17 protein-coding genes are annotated in these 21,417 nt (G+C 63.6%); 10 read left to right on the top strand and 7 right to left on the bottom strand.

The window, feature by feature from the left end; all coding sequences use genetic code 11:
- The first annotated feature begins 39 nt into the window (after positions 1-39).
- On the top strand, positions 40-885 hold the full coding sequence (locus H9K76_RS09980; protein ID WP_246475436.1) for an IclR family transcriptional regulator: 846 nt from the start codon (positions 40-42) through the stop codon (positions 883-885).
- A 294-nt stretch (positions 886-1,179) separates the two neighbouring features.
- On the opposite strand, the gene H9K76_RS09975 is transcribed toward H9K76_RS09980, so the two are convergent.
- Together H9K76_RS09975 and H9K76_RS09970 are read right to left on the bottom strand one after the other, a co-directional pair.
- Positions 1,180-2,775 (bottom strand): recombination directionality factor, encoded by a 1,596-nt coding sequence (locus tag H9K76_RS09975; protein WP_187599986.1) that lies wholly within the window; start codon positions 2,773-2,775, stop codon positions 1,180-1,182.
- Positions 2,776-3,453: 678 nt separating this feature from the next.
- Positions 3,454-4,700, bottom strand: a protein-coding gene (locus H9K76_RS09970; protein ID WP_425489603.1) for an IS3 family transposase whose coding sequence is annotated in 2 segments (ribosomal slippage) — positions 3,454-4,355 and positions 4,355-4,700 — 1,248 coding nt in all. Because the reading frame shifts where the segments join, the coding sequence is not laid out codon by codon here.
- A 605-nt stretch (positions 4,701-5,305) separates the two neighbouring features.
- Here H9K76_RS09970 and H9K76_RS09965 point away from each other — a divergent pair.
- Positions 5,306-8,269: a DUF11 domain-containing protein gene (locus H9K76_RS09965; protein WP_187599984.1), complete on the top strand. Its 2,964-nt coding sequence runs from the start codon at positions 5,306-5,308 to the stop codon at positions 8,267-8,269.
- 172 nt (positions 8,270-8,441) lie between these two features.
- Here H9K76_RS09965 and H9K76_RS09960 read toward each other — a convergent pair whose 3' ends face one another.
- From H9K76_RS09960 to H9K76_RS09950, 3 genes are all read right to left on the bottom strand, one after another.
- Positions 8,442-8,777: an IPTL-CTERM sorting domain-containing protein gene (locus H9K76_RS09960; RefSeq protein WP_187599982.1), complete on the bottom strand. Its 336-nt coding sequence runs from the start codon at positions 8,775-8,777 to the stop codon at positions 8,442-8,444.
- Between the two features lie 186 nt (positions 8,778-8,963).
- A complete protein-coding gene (locus tag H9K76_RS09955; RefSeq protein ID WP_187599981.1) occupies positions 8,964-11,240 on the bottom strand; it encodes a xanthine dehydrogenase family protein molybdopterin-binding subunit in 2,277 nt (758 codons plus the stop codon).
- Positions 11,241-11,256: 16 nt separating this feature from the next.
- Positions 11,257-11,721 carry a (2Fe-2S)-binding protein gene (locus H9K76_RS09950; RefSeq protein WP_187599979.1) on the bottom strand — a complete coding sequence of 155 codons (465 nt, stop codon included), beginning with the start codon at positions 11,719-11,721 and terminating at the stop codon, positions 11,257-11,259.
- A gap of 161 nt (positions 11,722-11,882) precedes the next feature.
- Between H9K76_RS09950 and H9K76_RS09945 the strand changes: the two genes are divergently transcribed.
- From H9K76_RS09945 to H9K76_RS09910, 8 genes are all read left to right on the top strand, one after another.
- The gene (locus tag H9K76_RS09945) at positions 11,883-12,803 is read left to right on the top strand and encodes a LysR family transcriptional regulator (protein WP_187599977.1); all 921 of its coding nucleotides are present in this window, start codon (positions 11,883-11,885) and stop codon (positions 12,801-12,803) included.
- 245 nt (positions 12,804-13,048) lie between these two features.
- Entirely contained in the window at positions 13,049-13,870 is an 822-nt protein-coding gene (locus H9K76_RS09940; protein WP_187599976.1) for a creatininase family protein, read from the top strand.
- Between the two features lie 32 nt (positions 13,871-13,902).
- The gene (locus tag H9K76_RS09935; RefSeq protein ID WP_187599974.1) at positions 13,903-14,712 is read left to right on the top strand and encodes an ABC transporter ATP-binding protein; all 810 of its coding nucleotides are present in this window, start codon (positions 13,903-13,905) and stop codon (positions 14,710-14,712) included.
- The gene (locus tag H9K76_RS09930) at positions 14,690-15,583 is read left to right on the top strand and encodes an ABC transporter permease (protein ID WP_187599972.1); all 894 of its coding nucleotides are present in this window, start codon (positions 14,690-14,692) and stop codon (positions 15,581-15,583) included. The genes H9K76_RS09935 and H9K76_RS09930 overlap by 23 nt, the downstream gene beginning before the upstream one ends.
- Complete coding sequence (locus H9K76_RS09925) at positions 15,573-16,958, top strand: FAD-binding oxidoreductase (RefSeq protein ID WP_187599970.1); 1,386 nt, start codon at positions 15,573-15,575, stop codon at positions 16,956-16,958. Before H9K76_RS09930 ends, H9K76_RS09925 begins: the two co-directional genes overlap by 11 nt.
- A 47-nt stretch (positions 16,959-17,005) precedes the next feature.
- Positions 17,006-18,046: an ABC transporter substrate-binding protein gene (locus H9K76_RS09920; protein ID WP_187599968.1), complete on the top strand. Its 1,041-nt coding sequence runs from the start codon at positions 17,006-17,008 to the stop codon at positions 18,044-18,046.
- A gap of 31 nt (positions 18,047-18,077) precedes the next feature.
- Positions 18,078-19,046: a PDR/VanB family oxidoreductase gene (locus H9K76_RS09915; protein WP_187599966.1), complete on the top strand. Its 969-nt coding sequence runs from the start codon at positions 18,078-18,080 to the stop codon at positions 19,044-19,046.
- A 3-nt stretch (positions 19,047-19,049) separates the two neighbouring features.
- Positions 19,050-19,718: a TetR family transcriptional regulator C-terminal domain-containing protein gene (locus H9K76_RS09910; RefSeq protein ID WP_187599965.1), complete on the top strand. Its 669-nt coding sequence runs from the start codon at positions 19,050-19,052 to the stop codon at positions 19,716-19,718.
- On the opposite strand, the gene H9K76_RS09905 is transcribed toward H9K76_RS09910, so the two are convergent.
- Positions 19,711-20,181 carry a RidA family protein gene (locus tag H9K76_RS09905; RefSeq protein ID WP_187599963.1) on the bottom strand — a complete coding sequence of 157 codons (471 nt, stop codon included), beginning with the start codon at positions 20,179-20,181 and terminating at the stop codon, positions 19,711-19,713. The two genes, H9K76_RS09910 and H9K76_RS09905, sit on opposite strands and share 8 nt — an antisense overlap.
- Entirely contained in the window at positions 20,178-21,416 is a 1,239-nt protein-coding gene (locus H9K76_RS09900) for an amidohydrolase family protein (RefSeq protein WP_246475435.1), read from the bottom strand. Before H9K76_RS09900 ends, H9K76_RS09905 begins: the two co-directional genes overlap by 4 nt.
- Position 21,417 lies beyond the last annotated feature (1 nt).

Raw genomic sequence — 21,417 nt, 5'->3', positions numbered from 1 at the left:
CAATCGAGCTCAAATCAGTGTAGAAGTGGTGGCAGACATGTGGCTTTAAAATTTCGATATTTCATATTCCATATCAATATTTCAAAACCTATGGAAAACACTTGGAACCGATGCGTACCCACCGGGTTAGAGGAATACGCAGGAGACAAGCAGTTTGCAACAACACTCGCCCGCGGGCTGGAGCTACTGCATTGCTTTACACCTGAGCGCCCCATCCTCGGCAACAGCGAAATGGCCCACATGCTGAATCTGCCAAAGGCCACCATCTCGCGTCTCACCTACACGTTGACGTGCCTTGGCTACCTGACGGGAACCGAGTACTACGGCAAGTACCAGCTTGGTCCGGCCACCCTGTCACTGGGCTACCCGCTGCTGGCCCAATTCACGATTCGTCGCAGCGCCCGGCCCCTGATGATGCAGCTCGCAAAGAAACTGGGGTGCAACGTCTCCATGGGAATCCGTGATCGACTCTCCATGGTCTACATCGAGGTCATGCGTGCCACCTCCGGCGTGGTGTACTCCCACGACGTGGGTAGCACTCATCCTTTGCTCGGCACCTCGATTGGTCGTGCCTACTTGCTCGGATGTACCCCGTCGGCTCGTGAATCATTGATCAACCAAGTGAAAATCAAAGAGCCCGACCAATGGGAACGCTACGGAAAGAAAGTACTGGATAACTTCCAGGAATTTCCGCAGTACGGTTGCTGCACCGCCATCGGAGAAGTCGTGCCAGACGTGCAGGCGGTCGCTGTTCCACTCGGGCGAATTCATGGGATCGACGTGGCCGCGATGAGTTGCACTTTCCAGGGAAGATCGCTGGATATCCGCTGGCTCCGTGAGGAAGTGGCTCCGCAACTTCAAGCCATCGCGCGGGAAATCACTTAACTCCGTATGGACTGACGACCTCCCGAACGACACATAAGCAGGTGATGAACAAGGGTTGGGCTGCTGCCTGTTTCGATGGCACCTTGTTAAGATGAAACCGGATGTGATTCATGCGGAGAAGAAAGACATTTAGCCGCGAGTTCGAACTTAACGCGGTCAAGCCGGTGGCTGAGCGTTGCGTGTCTACGGTCCTGACGACCATCGATAGCACCCGCATCCCAATATAGACAAAAGAAAAAAAGAGAGTCAGAAAGGATGAACCCTGCGCTGGCCGGGTTCATCCTTTTTCTTTTCTCAGGTCGCATGATGAGAATGTTTGGTAGAGATCGTCACAACCTCCGCACATCGGCCTCGCAATCGCTCTCCATCCACGGAGCAAAGAACACACTGGCCGAGCGCCCCCCATGACACGCGAGCACCAAACCCGCTGCCCCACGGCGCGCTCCACGCATGACTAACAACCAGTGCGGCCCTGATGGCATGGCTTGGCCGGGGCTTGCTTCCATCTACCGTTTCAGGCTGCGCCTGCATCTCCACACCCACCACCCAGACCCAGCAGGCGGTTTCCTCCAGTTTGCCATGGAGCCTGCGATGCAATACCAGCTTGAGCAGTGCACAGCCTCCACGCTCCAGAACAGTTCCTAGACAATTCATCGACTCGGCTCCGATGGCATTGAAACTCCGGATCTCGCATCCCGGAAACAGCTGTTTCCACCCATGGTGCTCATCTGCGTGCGTGCTCAATGACGGAAAGACAGCAATGCTGCGAATAGGTCGTTGCGTCATCACTGCCGCACTACGCCTCAGGCACCATTCCAGGCCTTCCGGATCCGATACGCTCCCGCGATCTGTATCCGGAAACATGTAGCGCCCGCGCCCCGACGGGCTCGTTACTCGGTATTCCCACGGGCCATCAAACCGGACGCCACGCATGTAGCGGTGGATGAGCCCCTTGTCTGCAGAGTCAGCCATGCTGCTTGCCTCTCCCTCTCTCGGGTTGACGCATCTCCTGCATATGAATCCCCTGCCCGTGGGTTCTGCTGCCTGCGGATAGAACTCCTGAACGATCTCCGTCGCCTCCTGCTCCAGTTCCTCAAACAGTCCCAGCGCATAACCATCTCTGGCAGCTTGCTCCAGCGCTTCCTGGTCGTGGCCCACCTTCTGCGCATATTCCGCAGCCTGTGCTGCCTGGCTGATGGCTGCGTCGAACTGCATTCCATTGCGGATACCCAGGTCCACGTAGTAGATCGGCGTGCGGTGTGGCATGGCCGTGGACTTGGCGCGCAGGCGCAGCTCCAGTGGGAGATACGCCAGCAATCCGCCACTGGCCGCATGCAGGTACTGCATGCGGGTCATCAAGGTGCGCATGGAGTTGATCCCGGTGGTGCGCAGCACAAAGGTGCTTATGGCGTCCGCCTGGTTGTCCGGGTGGTCAATGCGCATGTGGAAGCGTCCAAACGGCTTGCACCCGCCTTCAATGGCCAGGGCACACAGGTCCGGGCCTTCACAAGTGTGTACCTCCACGCCCTTGGCGATCATGCATTTGCAGGTCTGCCCATCTCCCACACAGAGGGGCCGCGCCGTGGCTCGGTCGAACAGGGTGTAGTTGGCCCGCAGGTTCAGTGCTGGGTCGTTGAAGAGAACGCGGATAGGGATGCTGCGCAGCTTGGGTTTGGCAGCGTGGGCAGGGGCTGGGGCATTGCCATCGGCCGGGCTGACAGCCTGCGCCATCGTCTTCTGCGCCGGGTTGGTGCCCTGCTCGCCATCTCCCCTCGTGGCCCGCGATGAATTTGCCGTCCTCGCCCGCCTGGCGAGCTTGTCCTGCAAAGTCGGCTTCGGCTGTTGCGCTGCATCTTGGAAGTCCGGAGACAGGGCCTGCAGTTCCGTCACTCGTTGTCGCTCACGGATGAGACTAGGCTGCGGGCCTGGCATTTGTTTCCACTAGCCGCCGCCGGCAACACATGCGTGTTGCTTCTTTTTTGTTCCTAGGGTCAGTGCGTGAGAACGAAATGCAGATTGAAGCGACGCCCGAGCAACTCGACCGCCTATGCCTCCGGGTCCAGCCTCGATTGCAAAACGGTCCGCTGGACGACAGTTCTCGCTGCAAAAGTGCCATCCACTTTAAAGTGCCATCCACTTTTGATGACTTCTGCATTTCTAGACCGTAGAGAATCACTTTTTCTTTTGTCGGTACTTCTGACGGTATTTTTTACAAATCGCATTGAAAAACCTATATTTCACACGCAAAAAATTCAAAAGTGTTAGGCCCTCTGGGCCAATGATTCGTTCGACGAGATCCGGGGATCCCGGAGCAGATCCTGTCCCGGCAAATGGATCGGCTGAATGAAGATCAGCCCGCCCAACTGCTACTTGCCGGCAGGTTAGAACCGGGCCGCCAAGCACCTGGCTGTGGTTCGGTAATGAAGACCTGCTTCACTGCGGGTTCCTGTCAAGGTAGCCCAGCGCTTTTTGCAGGATGTCACGCTCCATCGTGACGCGATGTAGTTCGTGTCGAAGATGCTCGAGTGATCTTGCCCCCGTAGTTCCGGACACCGTCCAGTCGCTAAGTTAGCCCTGATGGGCGGGGTGATTCTGCCGTCGTCGGAACTCCCTGGGCGACATCATCTTCAAACTCGAATGTGGGTGGATTTCGTTGAAGTGCTCGAACGCACCCGGCAATTGCGCCAACACGGTCGGCGCATCGCGCAGGTCCATACGGCTCATGTAGTCGCGCTTGAAGGTGTTCACGAAGCTCTCGGCCATGCCGTTGCTCTGCGGGCTACACACGGGCGTGTTGATCGGCTTCAGGCCCAGCGATCTAGCAATGCCACGCGTCTCGTGCGCGATGTAGGCGCTGCCGTTGTCGGTGAGGAACTCCAATTCACGCTCCAGGGGCACGGCTTCAACCGTGCCAAAGCGCCGCTCCACGGCTTCCACCAGCATGTCGCGCACAGGCTCTCCCGCAAGTCCCTTGCCCTCCCAAGCCCGCCAGGCCAGGATCTCCCGGTCGCAGCAGTCCTTGGCGAAGGTGGCTGTGACCGTCTCGCCCGAATCGCACTTGATCTCAAAGCCGTCAGAGCACCAGCGCATGTTGCTCATCGGCACACTGACCTGGCCATCGTGAATGCGGCTCGAATGCCGTCGCTTGGGCGCCTTGGGCAACAGCAGTCGATGCCGCGCCATGACCCGGTAGATGCGCTTGTGGTTCAGCGCCTGTTGACCTTGCGAACGTCGCTCTCGATTGAGCAGCGCACCGGCGCGGCGATAACCATAGCTGGGCAACTCGGCAATGTGGCGCCGCAGGTCGGCCAGCAAGAGCTCATCCTGGGCCGGGGTGCGGCCTCTGCGGCTGTCCTGCCAGTGGCCAGGGCGGTGATGCCGCACATGCAGATTCGAGCGCGCCACGCCCAGCACCGAGCAGACCGGCTTCATTGGTCGTCCCCGGGCAACAAGGGCGAGCGCGCAATCCATTTTTTTGCTGCAGCGATCTCCACGGCTTCCTTGAGTATCTCGTTCTCCAAGGTCTTCTTGCCCAACACGCGCTGCAGCTTGGCGATCTCGGCACGGGCGGCTGCCAGTTCCGATGCCGGCACAACGGCCTCGCCTGCACCGACAGCCACCAGCGCGCCTTCGCGCTCCAGCCGCCGCCAAGTGAATAGCAAGCTCGCCGACACACCCTCCTGGCGGGCCACGAGCGAGACGCTCATGCCCGGTTCATACGTCTTGCGAACCAAGGCGGCCTTCTCGGCAGCCGACCAGCGCCGCCTGCGCTGGTCTCGGGTGATGACCTCAATCGTTTCTGTATGCCTAGTCATACGCACAGTCCTATGCCTATCTCGAAGATAAGCGATGGACCGTGTCCGGAGATTCAAGGGGCTATCTCATTCTGATCAGCCATTGATCAGTTACCGTCACTCCCCGCGCCAAGACAAGCGCCTGCAAGTCCATCCCTCCCGCCCTCTCCACACCATCATGAGCCTCGCGCCACGGCCAGTCTCACAGTGCCGTGGTCGACGCGCCGCGGGCTCAAGCTGATCGCCGTGGCATCTCAGGTTCCACAAGTCGAATCCTTTCATTGATTTTATAAAAACTATAAACAATCGTCTTTCGCAGCAATAAAAACTATCAACAAAGATATAATAGTTTTTTTGTATTGAAAATCAAACCATCATCATTCTTTGTAAGAAAACGCATGTCCTGGCTGGCCTCGCGGCATCAGCCACTGTGATTCCATCTTTGCAAGATGTGAGCACATGGCCATTTTTGGTGACTGGTTTGAAGATGAAGGATCGAAATGAGAACTGAAAATGTCAACTCAATCGAGCGCATCGACAGAGCCGGACTCCAAGCGAGCAAGGCTGCTCGCTCACCCAGTACCGGCCGTGGCACCTCCCGTCTTGCTGTTGCCATCGCTTGCGTCATGCTCGGCCTCGGCGCCTCATCCGCGCAGGCCCTGGTTCGCTTCGACAACTTTCGTGGGTCACAGAACGTCCCCACGCCCATCGTGGAGCCCAGCTATGCCAACTATGTCGGCGGCCAGCACGATGTCCAGATTCAGAATCTGATCAACTTCGCAGCAGGTCCCTCCGCCAACATTGCCTCGAGCGGCACCGCGTCCAACATCAACTGGACCCGGGACAGCAACACGCTCTGCAACAACGGTACGGGAAGCCAAGCTTGCAACGAACGGTTGCAAGGACGCGTGACGTACGCGCTGGTCAAGTTCCCGACCGCTGGCACCTACTACTTTGGCGCGGCGCATGACGACGAAGTGAAGATCGAGTTCTCCACCACGTTTGCGTCGATGGATCCGGCCAACTATCGCAGCTACGACTACAACGTGCCGGTCGGTGGCGTGGGGCCATGGACCAGTGGCGACAATGGCTACGACCATATTCCCGGCAACTTCGTGGTCTCGCAGGCAGGCGCGTGCCACGCCATGCGCATCTACTGGAACAACCAGGGCGGCATCAACCTGCTGCGACTGGGCTGGCGCAACACCACGCCACCGCAGGTCGCCACGGCGCAGGACTATCCGTTCATCCCGAACGAGTACCTGCGCGACCCGGCAGACCCCAACTCCTATGCCGACTGCGCCGTGGTGGACACGGACCTGTCGATCAACAAGACGGGGCCCACCACGTTCCAGACAGGCGTGCGGTTCAACCCTGCCTACACCATCACCATGTGGAACAAGGGCCCCAACCCGCTGAGCAATGCCACGTTCGCGGATACCCTGCCCGCGGGCCTCAATGTCCATGGTTTCACCTGCACCGCCTTTGACGCCAACGGCAATCCGATGAGCAACGGCGCGGCCAACCTCACCGTCAGCGAGCGCAACAGGGCCTATGCGGTGACCATGGGCGGGCTTCTGGAAGTCAATGCCAGTACGTCGGCGCCGACCACCGGCCCTCGCCTGGAATGCACCGTGGACGTCACGCCAACGACCACCGCGCTGAGCATCACCAACACCGCCACGATCACGGTCAATGACCGGGATACGACCAACAACACCAGCAGCTGGACCAGCGTCCGCGAAGATGTGGTCTCCGTGACCAAGACGGGCCCCGCCTCTGCCGTGGTGGGCCAGGGCTTCACCTATCAACTGACGGTGGCCAACAACAGCGGCTCGACGAAAAACGGAATCATCGTGCTGGATCAATTGCCTCCCAGCGTGACGGCAACCAGCGCCGCGGTGTCAGAAGGCACGGTGAACTGCACCAACCTGGGGGTCGCCGGTGCGTTGCTCAGTTGCACGCTGAACCAGAATGCACCCGACTTCCTGACAGGGACCAGCCGGGTGATCACCCTGGGCGTCTCCGCCTCCACGCCGGGAGCGATCACCAACCATGCGGCAACTTCGCCGGGCGGCAGCGGGACACCGGCATCCAACCCCGGCCCCCTGTGCAACACCGCCACGACCAGCTGTGCGAATGCCCGTACGACCCTGGTGATGCCGCCTACGCTGACGCTGGTCAAGCAAGTGGTCGGCGGCACCGCAACGACCAACGATTTCACGCTCACGGCAAACGGCCCCACCCCGATCAGCGGCATCAGTGGATCGCCGGCGGTGACCCAGGCCGTCGTGAGCGAGGGTACCTATGACCTGAGCGAACAGTCGGCCGTGGCAGGCTACGCAGCGGGCGCATGGAGCTGCACCATCAATGGAGGCACCCCTGCCGATGGCGCCAGCGTCTCGGTGGTCAACGGGCAGAACGCCACCTGCACGATCACGAACAGTGCCGCACTGCTGACCGTGACCAAGACACTCGAGGGAACGACCTTCGATGCGCCGACCGCGTTCGAGTTCAGCATGGCCTGCGAGACTCCGCCGGCCACCTACAGCGGCACGATCCAGCTACCCGCCAATACAGCCACCGCGCAGACCACGGTGAACATTCCAGCGGGCTCCACCAACTGCCAGATCACGGAAAACCTGGCCTCGCGTCCCGCAGCTCCTGCGAACTTCTCGTGGGAAGCACCCCGGTACGTGCAACCGTCGCCCGACGCCCTCGCCGCAGGCGGCACGGCCACCGCCGGGATCACCAACCCGCTGCTGCGCAACCAGATCGCCGTTGCCATCACGAAGAACGTGACAGGCGCACCCGCGTCCGGAGCGCCCGGCAGCTACGGCTTCTCATTGGTCTGCGATACCGGTACCTATGAGGGCACCGTGACGCTGTCCGGCACGGATGTCACCGGCTCTGCCACGGTGAGCGTGCCCGAGGGAGCGGCCTGTTCGGCCCTGAATGAGACCGGCAAGCCTGCTGCACCCGCCGGCCATAGCTGGGGCACCGAAACAACCGTTCCTCCGGCAGGCCTCATCGGAGCCGACTCGAAGGGGGTCATCACCAATCCGTTGAATGCGCCTGTGCTGACAGTGACGAAGTCGGCAGACAGGAAGAGCGCTGCGCAAGGCGGTGCGATCACCTACACGGTCCGTATCGGCAACAGCGGCACGGTTTCGAGCGGTGCCAACACCACGGTCGTCGACAAGGTTCCCGCTGGACTGAAGATCACAGGTGTGAACCCGGGCTCCGGATGGTCGTGCACTCCCAGCTCCGGCACGGGCGCGCTCGACATCAGCTGCGTGAAGGCTGCCGGCGTGGCTGCCGGAACTACAGACGAACTGGTGGCCACCCTCGTGGCGACCAAGTCGAACTCCTCCGACGTCACGAACACGGCCAACGTGACCACCGGAGACATCTCGTGCGAGGCCACCCCGGCGGCTGCACGCTGCACAAGCAGCGTCACAGTGACGAATGAAGTCCCGGCCACCCCCACGCCGGTGCCGGTGAACTCGCGTGCCATGCTGGCGCTGATGGCGCTGCTGGTGATTGCCGCCGCCGCATGGCAGGCGCGAGGCAAGGTGCGCAAGGAATAAGCACCTCAACAGGACATCGGCCTTGGCGGGACGCCTGATTCGCTGATCACGGACGTCCGCTGCATAAGGCCATGTGCCCATACAGCCAGAGAGTGCGAAGAAGCAAAGCGCTGCAGGCATGGAGCCCGCAGCGCTTTTGTTTTGAGTGGTTCATGCACTGCCCATGGCCTCGTCAACGGCGCGATTGCCGCCGCTTCAGGATGGCCGCCAGCCCGATCAAACCTGCCGCCGAGATAATGCCATAGGCCGACAGCGATGGGACGGCGCGCTGCACCTCGGGTGGTACCGGAAGCCGGAGCACGAGGTGCAACGTGCTTTCCTTCTGGATGTTGTAGTCCGCAAGGGTTCGTCCGTCCTCCAGTTGTTTGCCCGCAAAGATGAGCCGTTGCTGATCGACGGGAATGCCCTCCTTGTCCTCGATCTTCTGCTTGACCTGCTGAACGGAGTCGCTGCCTTCCACTTCAAGAGTGATGGTCTTGCCCGTCAAGGTCTTGATGAATATCTGCATCCCACACTCCCTGGGCCCTCAAGCCCATTGCGTCCCGCGGCAGCTCTTGCATGCTGTCCGCAACTTTTGTATCGAGATGGTACAGGCGTCTCGCATAGAAAAAAAGCACCCGATATCGATCGGGTGCTTTCTGCTTTCATAGGCCTGTGGGCCCGTTCCAGACCAACGCCAGCCGTTGCCGGTTGTTTACGCCAGCTTGAAAGGCAGCTCGCGCGGCCTGTTACCCGTCAGTTTGGCAACCGCATTGGCAAATGCGGGAGCAAGGGCCGGCACGCCCGGTTCGCCCATGCCGGTCGGCGCATCGGCGCTCGGGACGATGTGCACCGCAATGTCGGGCATGTCCGTCAGGCGAGCGACGATGTAGTCGGAGAAATTGCTCTGCTCCACCTGGCCGTCCTTGAACGTGATGGCCGCCCCCGGCAGGCACATGCCAAGGCCCATCAGCGCCCCGCCCTGCACCTGCGCCTCCACGCCGCGCGGGTTCACGGCCAGATTGCAGTGCACTCCGGCGGTCACCTTGTGCAGCCTTGGCGTACCGTCTTTCACCGAAGCCTCCACCACGTAGGCCACGACCGAATTGAACGACTCATGAACCGCGACGCCCCATGCGCGGCCTTCCGCCAGCGCAGTCTTGCCATAGCCCGAACGGTTGACCGCCAGTTCGAGCGCTGCCTTGTGGCGCGGGTGCTTGTCACCGAACTGGCGCAGGCGGTACTCGACCGGATCCTGCCCCGCAGCCGCGGCGATTTCATCGATCAGGGTCTCCATCACGTAGGCAGTGTGCGTGGAGCCCACGCTACGCCACCAGAGCACCGGGGCATTCAGTTCCGGATGGTGCACCGACAGCCGCATGGGCAGGTCGTAAGGCTCCTTCATGCCCTCGACCGCGGTGCCATCCACGCCGTTCTTGACCATGAAACCCTCGAAAGCCGTGCCCTTGGCCAGCGACTGGCCCACGATGACGTGGTCCCACGCCACCACCTTGCCCTCGGCGTCCAGGCCGATCTCGGCACGGTGCACGTGCATGGGGCGGTAGTACCCGCCCTTCACATCATCCTCGCGGCTCCAGATGAGGCGCACCGGCGCATCGACGCCGGCTGCGCGCGCGGCCTTCGTGATGTGGCAGGCCTCGACCACATAGTCGCTAGACGGCGTCGCGCGGCGGCCGAAGCCACCGCCGGCCATCTGCACGTTCACCCGCACCTGCTGCGGCTGCACCCCGAACACCCGCGCGGCGGCCGCAACCTCCCAGCCCGGTGCCTGCGTCCCCACCCAGAGGTCCACCTTGGCCGCAGCACCCGTGCCCGTGACGCGCACGGTGCAGTTGAGCGGCTCCATGGGCGTGTGTGCGAGATAGGGGAACACATACTCGGCGCTGATGCGGCGCGCAGCGCCTGCCAGCCCTCCGACATCGGCCTCGTACTTGATCGCCCCCGGCTTGCGGGCCAGTTCGCGGTACTGCGCGAGCTGCTGCACCGTGTCCACCTTGCCCACGCCCGCGCTGTCCCATTGCACCTTCAGCGCGTCGCGACCTTGCTTGGCCGCCCAATACCCGTCCGCCAGCACGGCGACCACCTCACCGCCCAGCACGCCCGGCACGCGGAGAACGGCGCGCACGCCCTTGACTGCCTTCGCGGCGGCGTCGTCAACCGACGTGATCTTGCTGCCGAACACCGGTGGATGCGCCACCACGGCCGTGAGCATGCCCGGCAGGCGCGTGTCGATGCCATAGGATTGCCCGCCGCTGGACTTGGCGCGCGCATCGATGCGGCCTGTGGCGTGACCGATGATGCGGAAATCCTTGGGATTCTTGAGCTCCACGGCCTGCGGCACCGGCAGCTTCATCGCGGCCTCCGCCAGCTCACCGTAGCCCAGTTTCTTGCCGCGTGGGCCGATCACCTGCCCGGCCTGCGTGCGCAGTGAACCGGCATCCACGCCCCAGCGCCTGGCGGCAGCCGACACAAGCATCGCGCGGGTGCGCGCACCGAGTTCACGGTACTGCATGTAGGAATTCTTGATGGACGTGGAGCCGCCCGTCAGGTGAAAGCCCATCACCGGGTCCACGTAGGCCGGATCGGCATTGCCATGGATGCTGCGTACCTTGGACCAGTCGGCATCGAGCTCTTCGGCCAGCACCATGGGCAGGCCCGTCTGCACGCCCTGCCCGAAGTCCAGCCGGTTGATCGTGACGGTCACGGTACCGTCGCGCGCAACCTTGACGAAGGCGGCGGGCTGCTCGGTGGGCTTGAGCGCGCTCACCGCGACGGGTGTCTCGCCCTTGGCCTGGGCCAGCACCGCCGCGGGAAACGCGCCCAGCGCGAAGCCCGACGCCGTGGCCAGCTTGAGAAATGCGCGGCGCTCGAGCGCACCGCCGGCCGCCGTGTCGCCTGCATCGGCGACGAAGGTCCGCAGGCCTTGTGGCAGATCCTGCAGCGAACCGTGGGAGTCTTGAGTGAAATGCATGTGATGTCCCCTCTCTTCAGGCTGCCAGGGTCTTGGCCGCGTCATGAATGGCGGCGCGGATGCGTGCATACGTGCCGCAGCGGCAGATGTTGCCGGCCATGGCCGCATCGATGTCGGCATCGGTCGGCGCGCGGTTGCCCTTCAGCAGCGCCACAGCGCTCATGATCTGGCCGCTCTGGCAGTAGCCGCACTGCGCCACGTCGTTGCGCACCCAGGCGTCTTCCACCGCCTTGCCCACGCTGTCGGCGGACTGCGCCTCGATCGTGCTGATTTTCTGCCCCTCGGCCGCCGAAACCGGCGTGATGCACGAGCGGATGGCCTGACCGTTCAGGTGCACGGTACAGGCGCCGCACAGCGCCATGCCGCAACCGAACTTGGTGCCCGTCATGCCCAGCGAGTCGCGCAGGGTCCAGAGGATGGGGGTGGAGGGATCGACGTCGGCCGATACCGGCTTGCCGTTGAGATGGAATTTGACAGTCATGGAGCGATCTCTGTTGTTCGGGGAGTTTTTTCTTGTTGCCGAATCCACGCCATGGAATGGCAGGGCATGGCCGGAGAACTGTCGCAGTGTGCAGTAGCGCATACCGAAGAGAAAGTCACGAAAACTAACTATGTTTTTAAGTTTTGCTTAAAAATATCTTCATGCAATCAGAAATCCTGGCGGCGCTCACCGTCTTCGAGCAGGTAGCCCAGCACCGCAGCCTGACCTATGCGGCACATGCGCTCGGCGTCACGCCAGCGGCGCTCTCGCAGACCCTCAAGAAACTCGAGGCGCGTCTGAACGTGCGACTGTTCGATCGCACCACGCGCAGCGTCAACCTGACCGAAGCCGGGCGGCTTTATCTAGAGCGCGTCACGCCTGCTCTGGCCGCGCTGCGCGACGCCACCGAAGACCTGCAATCGAGCGCGGGCGTCGAGGGCGGAACGCTGCGCCTGACGCTATCGCACCCGGCGGGACAGGTGCTGGTCGAGCCGCTCCTGCCGCGCTTCTTCGCGCTCCACCCGCACATCAGGGTCGAGCTGGTGTATGACGATGGCTTCGTCGACATCGTGCGCGATGGCTTCGATCTGGGCATCCGCGCGGGGGAGTCGCTCGAAGGCGACATGATCGCCGTGCCGCTCACGCAGACGATGAGGATGTGCTGCGCGGCGTCTCCGGCCTACCTGGCCCGGCATGGGGCACCTGCCCACCCCGACGAACTGGTGCAGCATGACTGCATCAACTACCGCATGCGCAGCAGCGGTGCCATCTACAAATGGGAATTCGAGATCGGAGGCAAGGTGGTCGAGCGGGCGGTGGAGGGACCACTCACCGTCAACCATTGGGAGACGGGCCTGCGCGCCGCCGTCAATGGCGTGGGACTGTTCATCGGCTGGAGCGAATCCATGCTCCTCTCCCTTGAGGCAGGCGACCTCACGGAGGTACTCGTGCCTTTCCGTTCGCATTTTCCCGGCGTATATGCCTACTATCCCCAGCGTGCCCACATGCCGCTCAAGACACGCATCTTTCTTGACTTCCTCGTCCGGCACCTGCAGCAGGACAACGCCAGGGCCGCCGCATGATGCTGCGGTCGGCCTGACCCACGCGCCCGCGCCCCAGCGCCGAAAGACACCCCTTCCCCCTGCCCGCCCTCGACGCCATGAGCCGAGGGCGGCAGCTCTACCTTGCACGGTTATTTGACCGATCGATCCGATCTGCTAGCACATATCAAGAATATTTCATTGATATCGGGTAAGTGCTTAGCCTATTTATTTTGACCGATTGGATAATTCAGATCACCCCAAACGTCACCGAGAGGTTAGCCACGATGCATCCGGTCCCCCTGCGCAGTCGTTTCTGGTCCGATCTGACCAGCGAAGAGTTCTCCCGCCTCGACCGCGACCGGCTCATCGCCGTGCTGCCGGTGGGCGCGACGGAGCAGCACGGCCCCCATCTGCCGATGTCGACGGACACCGCCACCATCGATGGCATGGTGCAAGCCAGCCTGCCCTATCTGCCGGATGACCTGCCGGTGCTTTTCCTGCCCACCGTGCCGTATGGCAAGAGCAACGAGCATTCCCGCTATCCGGGCACGCTGACGGTGTCGGCAAACACCCTGATCTCTCTCTGGAAGGACATCGGCGCCTGTGTCGCGAAGGCAGGCGTGCGCAAGCTGGTGCTCTACAACAGCCACGGCGGCCAGATGAGCGTGATGGACATCGTGGCGCGCGACCTGCGCGAGGAGCACGACATGATGGTCGTGGCCGCCAACTGGTACACGCTGGGACTGCCCGAGGGCCTGTTCACGGCGCACGAGGGCAAGCATGGCGTGCATGCCGGCGACCTCGAAAGCTCGGTGATGCTGCACCTCACCCCGGACTATGTGCGCCGGGACCAGTTCCGCAACTTCGCCTCGATGACCGAGCAACTGGCAGAGGAAAACAGGTTCCTCTCCATCACCCCCAGCGGCAAGCTGGGCTGGCAGATGCATGACATCAATCCGGCCGGTGCGGCGGGCGACGCCACCCGGGCCAGTGCCGACAAGGGGGCCGCCGTGCTCGATCACGTGGGCCGGCGTTTCGTCGAGCTGCTGCACGAGGTGGATCGCTTCCCGATCGAGCGGCTCGCCAACGTTCCCGAATGGCAATGACGCAGGCCACCAGCCGCGCAAGGAACCAGCCCATGGAAACACCCACCCATCCATCCTCCGCCGCGCAGCCGCTGGTCAGCCTGCGCAACGTCGGCAAGCGCTTCGCCAACGGCACGCTTGCGCTGCAGGGCATGTCGCTCGACATCGGGGAGCATGACTTCATCAGCTTCCTCGGCCCCTCGGGCTGCGGCAAGAGCACCGCGCTGCGCCTCATCGCCGGGCTCACGCGCATCAGTTCGGGCGACATCCACTGGCCGCAGGCCCAGTCCGGGCAGGCGCGTGGCGACCGCGACCTGGGATTCGTATTCCAGGAACCCACGCTGATGCCCTGGGCCAAGGTGTTCGACAACGTGTGGCTGCCGCTCAAGCTGTCCGGTACCAGCCGCGACGCCGCGGCGCCGGTGGTCGAGCAGGCGCTCGAGATGGTGGGCCTGTCGCGCTTTGCCGATGTCTATCCACGCGAGCTCTCGGGTGGCATGAAGATGCGCGTATCGATCGCCCGCGCACTGGTCACCCGGCCGCGCCTGCTGCTGATGGACGAGCCCTTCGCCGCGCTCGACGAGATGACGCGCATAAAGCTCAACAACGACCTGCTCTCCATCTGGCGCGAGCACCGTTTCTCCATTGTCTTCGTGACGCACAGCGTCTATGAGTCGGTCTACCTCTCCAACCGCATCGTCGTGATGGCCGCGCGCCCGAGCCGCGTGATCGACGAGATCCGCATCGACGAACCCTATCCGCGCGGCGAGGCCTTCCGCACATCGAGTCGCTACAACGAACACTGCACCGCCGTCTCCCAATCACTGCATGGAGCTCTTCATGGCCTCGACATCGACCATTGAACCATCCGTCATGACCGCACCGACACCCCCACACGACGCCACGCCCACGGCCCAGTCGCTGCGCGAGCGCGAAGACCGGCTGCGCCGCCGCGAATCCATCCTGCGCGTCGCGGTGCCGGTGGCCATCATCGCCGCGCTGCTGCTGATCTGGGAGTGGGCGGTGCGCGCCAACGACATTCCGCACTACATCCTGCCCGCCCCTTCACTGATCCTGCAGACCCTGGTGGACAACTGGAGCTCGCTCTCCGATGCGCTCTGGTTCACCGTCAAGCTCACGCTGCTGGCGCTGACCGCAGCCATCGTCGGCGGCGTGCTGCTGGCGATCGCGTTCGGCATGTTCAAGTGGGTGGAGATCGGCCTGTTCCCGATTGCCGTGCTCCTGCAGGTGACGCCGATCATCGCGATTGCGCCGCTGATCCTCATCTACATCTCCAACACGACGGCCGCGCTGCTGCTGTGCGCATGGATCGTGGCGTTCTTCCCGATCCTGTCGAACACGGTCATCGGCCTCAAGAGCGCCGACAACAATCTGCGCGACCTGTTCCGGCTCTACAAGGCCTCCCCCTGGCAGACCTTCCGCTACCTGCTCGTGCCAAGCGCACTGCCCTACTTCATGGCGGGCCTGAAGATCGCCGGCGGCCTGAGCCTGATCGGCGCGGTGGTGGCCGAGTTCACCGCCGGCACCGCAGGCAAGGAAACAGGACTTGCATCGCGGATTCTCGAATCGAGCTTCCGCACCGAGATCCCGATGATGTTCGCCGCGCTGCTGCTGGTGTCGCTGCTGGGCATCGTCATCTTCATTGTGTTCGCCACGCTGTCGCGCCTCGTGCTCGGCCATTGGCATGAAAGCGAGATGCGCCATGAACGCTAGACTTCCCACCCCGCCAGCGGCCGTTGACTGGGAAGCCGTGCGTGCGGAGCTCGCGGGCCTGCATGTCATCACCGCCTCCAGCCAGCGCAAGCAGCTGTCCAAGGACTTCTACTGGTACAGCCCGATCCTGACCGCGCAACTGTCGCAGTGCGTCGCCGACCTGGTGGTCAAGGTCAGCACCGAGGACGACGTGCGCCAGGCCGCCGCCGTTGCGGCCAGATGGAAGCTGCCGATCACCGTGCGCGCCGGCGGGACCGGCAACTACGGGCAATGCGTGCCGCTCGAGGGCGGTATCGTGCTCGACGTGACGCAGATGTGCCGCGTGCTCGACCTGTCGGAGGGCCGCATCCGCGTGGAAGCCGGTGCGCGCATGCACGACATCGATCTGACCGCCCGCGAGACCGGCCAGGCCCTGCGCATGTGGCCGTCGACCTGGCACGTGGCCTCCATTGGCGGCTTCATTGCAGGCGGCTTCGGCGGCATCGGCTCGTTCCGCCATGGCATCCTGCGCGACCCCGGCAACCTGCTGCGCGCCCGCGTGATGACCGTGGAGCGCGAGCCGCGCGTGATCGAGCTGGTGGGCGACGAGATCCAGCAGGTGCACCATGCCTATGGCACCAACGGGGTGATCCTCGACGTGGAGGTGGCGCTGAGCCCTGCCGTGGAATGGGTGCACTGCACGGTGCTGTTCCCGACCTACCGCGGCGCGCTGGACTTCGGCATCGCGGCGCAGGACCCGGCGCTCGACATCTTCCTGCTCTCGACGGTCGAGTCCCGCTTCTCGCCCTTCTACACGTCCATGCGCGACCGCTTCCCCGCCGACCGCCATGCCGTGTTCACCATGGTGTCGCCCGCGTCGATGGCGGAATTCCGCGCGCTCGCCGCTGCGCACGGCGGCACGCTGTCGGTGGCGGGAACCGAGGCCGAACTGCTCGCCGAGGGGCTGCCTCCGGCCTACGAATGCGCGTTCAACCACACCACGCTGCAGGCGCTCAAGGCCGATCGCGGCTGGACCTACCTGCAGGTGGCCTATGCGCAGCCGTTCGACCCCGCCGTGGTGGAGCGCCACCTCGCCCTCTTCGGTGATGACGTGCTGCAGCACCAGGACTTCGCCCGCGCCCACGGCGAATGCGGCACCTTCGGCATCCTGCTCGTGCGCTGGAAGGGAGAAGACCACCAGGAGGCCGTCATGCGCGAAATCGAATCGCAGGGCGGCTGCAAGATCTTCAACCCCCATGTCGTCACCATCGAGGACGGCGGCATGAAGACCATCGACGCACAGCAGATCGAATTCAAGAAGCGCAGCGACCCCATGGGCCTCATGAATCCCGGCAAGACGCTGGGATGGCAGCCGCACATGGCACAGGACCGCTGACAGGCACCGCCCCTTCGTTCAGGAACCCACATCCGGAGACACCCACCATGCGCAAGCCCGCCTTCAAGGCATCCTCTCTCGTTCGCAGCATCGCCCTCGGCCTGTCGCTGGCCGGCGCCACCCTCGCCGTCCAGGCGCAGGAAAAGGTCATCTTCGCCACCAACTGGAAGGCCCATGCCGACCATGGCGGCTTCTACCAGGCACTGGTCGACGGCACCTACCGCAAATACGGGCTCGACGTCGAGATCCAGCAAGGCGGCCCGATGGTGAACAACCGCCCCATGCTGCCCGCGGGCAAGGTCGACTTCCTCATGACCGGCAACCTGCTGCAGTCCTTCGACAACGTGAAGAACGGCATTCCCACGGTGGTGGTCGCCGCCTTCTTCCAGAAGGATCCGCAGGCCATGTTCGCGCATCCCGGCCAGGGCTACGACACCTTCAAGGACATGGCAAAGGCGCCCGTGGCCTTCATCGGCAAGGACGGGCAGTTCAGCTTCTGGCAATGGATGAAGTCGGAATACGGCTTCCAGGACAAGAACCTCAAGCCCTATACCTTCAACATGGGCCCGTTCCTCGCGGACAAGCGTTCCATCCAGCAGGGTTATGCGTTCTCCGAGCCCATCACCATCAAGAACGCTGCCGGGTTCGATCCCGTCGTGCACCTGCTCGCCGACAACGGTTTCTCCACCTACGGCACCACCATCGAGACACGTACCGAGATGGTGAAGAACAAGCCCGAGACCGTGCGCAAGTTCATCGAGGCCTCGATCATCGGGTGGAACAATTTCCTCTATGGCGAGAACAAGGCAGCCAAGGAGATGATCCTCAAGATCAACCCCGACGCATCGTTCGCGGTGCAGCAGGGCTACATCGACAACATCAAGAAGCTCGGCATCGTGGACAGCAAGGACTCCCTCACCAAGGGCATCGGCGCGATCGACGAGGCACGCGTGAAGGACTTCTACGACAAGATGGTCAAGGCCGGCCTGTACAAGCCCGGGCAGATCGACGTGTCCAAGGTGGTGGACACGCAGTTCGTCAACAAGGGCGTCGGCGTGGACATCCGCAAGAAGCTCACCGGCCAGTGAGCCGCATGGCGCCTAGGAGGAGAAGCAGCACATGAGTCTTGAACGCACGCTTACCGTACGCGTTGCGCGCATCGCGCGGCAGACGCCTGAAATCCTGGCCTTCGAGCTGACCCATCCCTGGGGCCGGGCACTGCCCGGATATGAGGCCGGCGCGCACATCGACGTGCACATGCCCGGAGGGTTCTCGCGCCAGTACTCGCTGGCGCGTGCGCCGCACCTGTCCGCGGGCGATGCCTACGTGATCGGGGTGAAGCGCGAGCCTGCCAGCCGGGGCGGTTCGGCGTCGATGCACGAACGCGTGCGCGAAGGCGACCTGATCGCCATCAGCACCCCACGCAACACCTTCCCGGTGCGTGCCGAAGCGCGACGCCACCTGCTGCTCGCGGGCGGCATCGGCATGACGCCGCTGCTGGCGATGGCCCAGGCCCTCGCCAGCCAAGGTGCGGACTTCACGCTGTGCGTTTTCGCGCGCAGCGAGGAGCACCTGGCGTTTGCCGATGCACTGCGCGCGCCCGGCCTCGCCGCGCATGTCCGGCTGCACCTCGACCAGGGCGATGCCTCGCAGCGCATCGACCTGCGCCAGATGCTGGCCGATCGCGCACCCGATACGCACCTGTATGTCTGCGGCCCCGGTGGCTTCATGCACGCGGTGCGCGAAGCCGCCGCGCACTGGCCCGAGGAAGCCCTGCACACCGAGTATTTCGCCGCGCCCGACGGCACGGCGGCGGCCACCACCGGACTGCCGTTCACGCTGAAACTGGCGCGCCGCGGCATCGAGGTGCCCGTGGCGGCCGACCAGACTGCCGTCGATGCGCTGCACGAGGTCGGCATCGACATTCCGGTGTCATGCCAGCAGGGCCTGTGCGGCACCTGTGTGGTCGACGGCCAGGGCGAGGATGCAGAACACCGCGACTTCTGCCTCACCACCGCCGAGCGACGCGGCAGGATCGCGCTATGCTGCTCACGTGCCAAGAACCAGGAGCTTGTGCTCGACCTCTGACCCATGCCAACCACCACCCCTGCCATCGACGACCTCGACAGTGCCGAAGCCCCCGCCACCCGCGGACGGGCCCGCAAATACACGCAAGTGCTCGGCACCATCAACCAGGCCGCCATCGAAGTGTTCGCCAGCGACGGCCTGGCCGGAGCCTCGACACAGGCCATTGCCGACAAGGCCGGCCTGTCGAAGGCGCAGTTGCACTACTACATCGGCAGCAAGGAAGCCCTGTACCGCCAGGTGCTGCAGGACATCTTGAACGACTGGATCGTGGTGTTCGGCTTCAGCGACGAGGCCTTCGGCCCGCGCAAGGTGCTGAGCGACCTCATCCAGCGCAAGATGGTGTTCTCGTTCGAACACCCCCTGCGCTCGCGCATCTTCACCGCCGAGATGATGCGCGGAGCACCCGTGCTTAATACCCTGATGGGCACCAGCAAGCAGCGCACCGACCAGGCCGCCGCGGTGATCCAGAACTGGATGAACCAGGGCCTGATGGACCGGTCGGACCCGATGCTGCTGCTGTTCCACATCTGGGCCGTGACGCAGTTCTACGCCGACCACGCCATACAGGCGGCCTACTTCCGCAATGTCGCGCAGGACAGCGGCGAGAAGGATCGCCGCTATCTCATCGAGCAGGTGACGGCCTTCCTGCTCAAGGGTGCCGGCGTCAAGTAGCGGACGCCGGCCTGGGCAGGTACATGGTGGCCTCGACCTCCACCAGCACCTCGTCTCCCGGCAAGAACCGCGACACTTCGACCACCGTGCTCACCGGCGGCTCGCCCGGATAGAAGATGCCGCGCACGCGGTTGTAGAACGCATAGTGGGGCAGATGGCGGAAGTACTGCACCAGCTTGACGACATCCTGCATCGTGCCGCCGTGCTCGGCTGCGATCTGGCGGATGCGCTCGAGCACGAACCAGCTCTGGGCGACGATGGCGGCCTCGAACACATCCACGGACATCTGGCCCGTGGCATAGCCCACACCCTGCAGCGCAGCGCGTGCGTGCTCCGGAATGTCGTCATAGGCCGAGACCGCACGGCGCGTGGCCGGATCGACCGCGACCACGCCGCTCATGAAGACGAAATCGCCGACGCGTTTGGCCGCGGCGTAGTTGGCCATTGGCTTGCCCATGCTCATTTTTCAGTGGACTCCAGAAGTTGCCCCGCACGGTAGACGGAGCGTTGGCGGCCGCGGGGGCCGATCAGTTCGTGTTCGTCGGTGGCGGCCAGCACCACCAGGTCGGCCGGGCACCCCGGCGCGAGCAGGCCATCCCACGGGAGCCCCAGCACCTTCGCAGGATGGACCGTGATCGTCCCCACCCAGTCGATGGCGGGCGCAAGATGCGCCATCTGCACCCCCAGGCCGAAGGATTCGAGCAGGTCATAGCTGCCATAGGGAAAGAACGCATCCTGCACGTTGTCGGTGGCCATGCTCGTTCGCACACCCAGCGCCGCCGCCTCGCGGATGCGCGTGATGCCGCGCTCGACGGGCGTGCGGCTCCAGGCCCCCTGCAAGTAGAGATTGGTCGTGGGAAGCGCGACGAGGTCCACTCCGGCCTTCGCGCACAGCGCCAGTGTTTCGTGCGCTTCGGCATCGGTCTGCACCGAGAGCGAGCACGCGTGGCCGCAGGTCACGCGCTGCGCGAATTCGCGCTCGATCACCTGGTTTGCAATGCTGCGCAGACCCGTGGCATCGGCATCCAGACCCTCGTCCACATGGAAATCAAGCGCCAGCCCGTGCCGCTCTGCCAGCTCGAACACCCGCGCAAGCTTCGTCTCCAGGCCCGGATTGCGATAGACAAAGGCACCGAGCACGCCGCCCGCCTCACGCACATCGCGTGCGATGCGTTCGCCGGCCGCCTCGTCGGCAAACACGTCGAGCGGCACCAGCGCCACGCACTGCAGTTCCACGCGGCCGCCCCACTCCTCGCGCAATTCCCTGAACACATGAAGCGCCGCTGGCGGCGCCTCGTCGATCCAGTCGAGGTGCGTGCGAAGCGCGCGGGTGCCTGATCGCCATGCCTCCTGCAGTGCCCGTTCCATGCGCTGGCGCAGCGAGGCATGGGTCCAGCCCGCGCGGTGCAGGTTCATGCGCTCGATGGCGGTGAACAGGTCGCCCTGGGCGGCACCGACCTCCTGCACCGTGTAATTCTTGTCGATGTGCGCGTGCGCCTCGACCAGCGCGCTGAGCACCATGCCGCGCGCCTGCTCCTGCGACGCGCTGGGCACGATGGACTCGACACGGCCTGCGGCCAGGGTGAGATCGAACACCCGCGCCGAGCCGGCGTCAAACCCGATCAGGGGCGCCGGAATGCGCAGCGATTCGAGCACCAGAGGCGGCCCGGAAGACTTCACGGAACTTAATGTTGGCATT

The sequence above is a fragment of the Diaphorobacter ruginosibacter genome, assembly GCF_014395975.1.
GTDB lineage: Bacteria > Pseudomonadota > Gammaproteobacteria > Burkholderiales > Burkholderiaceae_C > Diaphorobacter_A > Diaphorobacter_A ruginosibacter.
The sequence above is the reverse complement of the archived record's forward strand: the minus strand, read 5'-3'. Positions and strand labels throughout refer to the sequence as shown.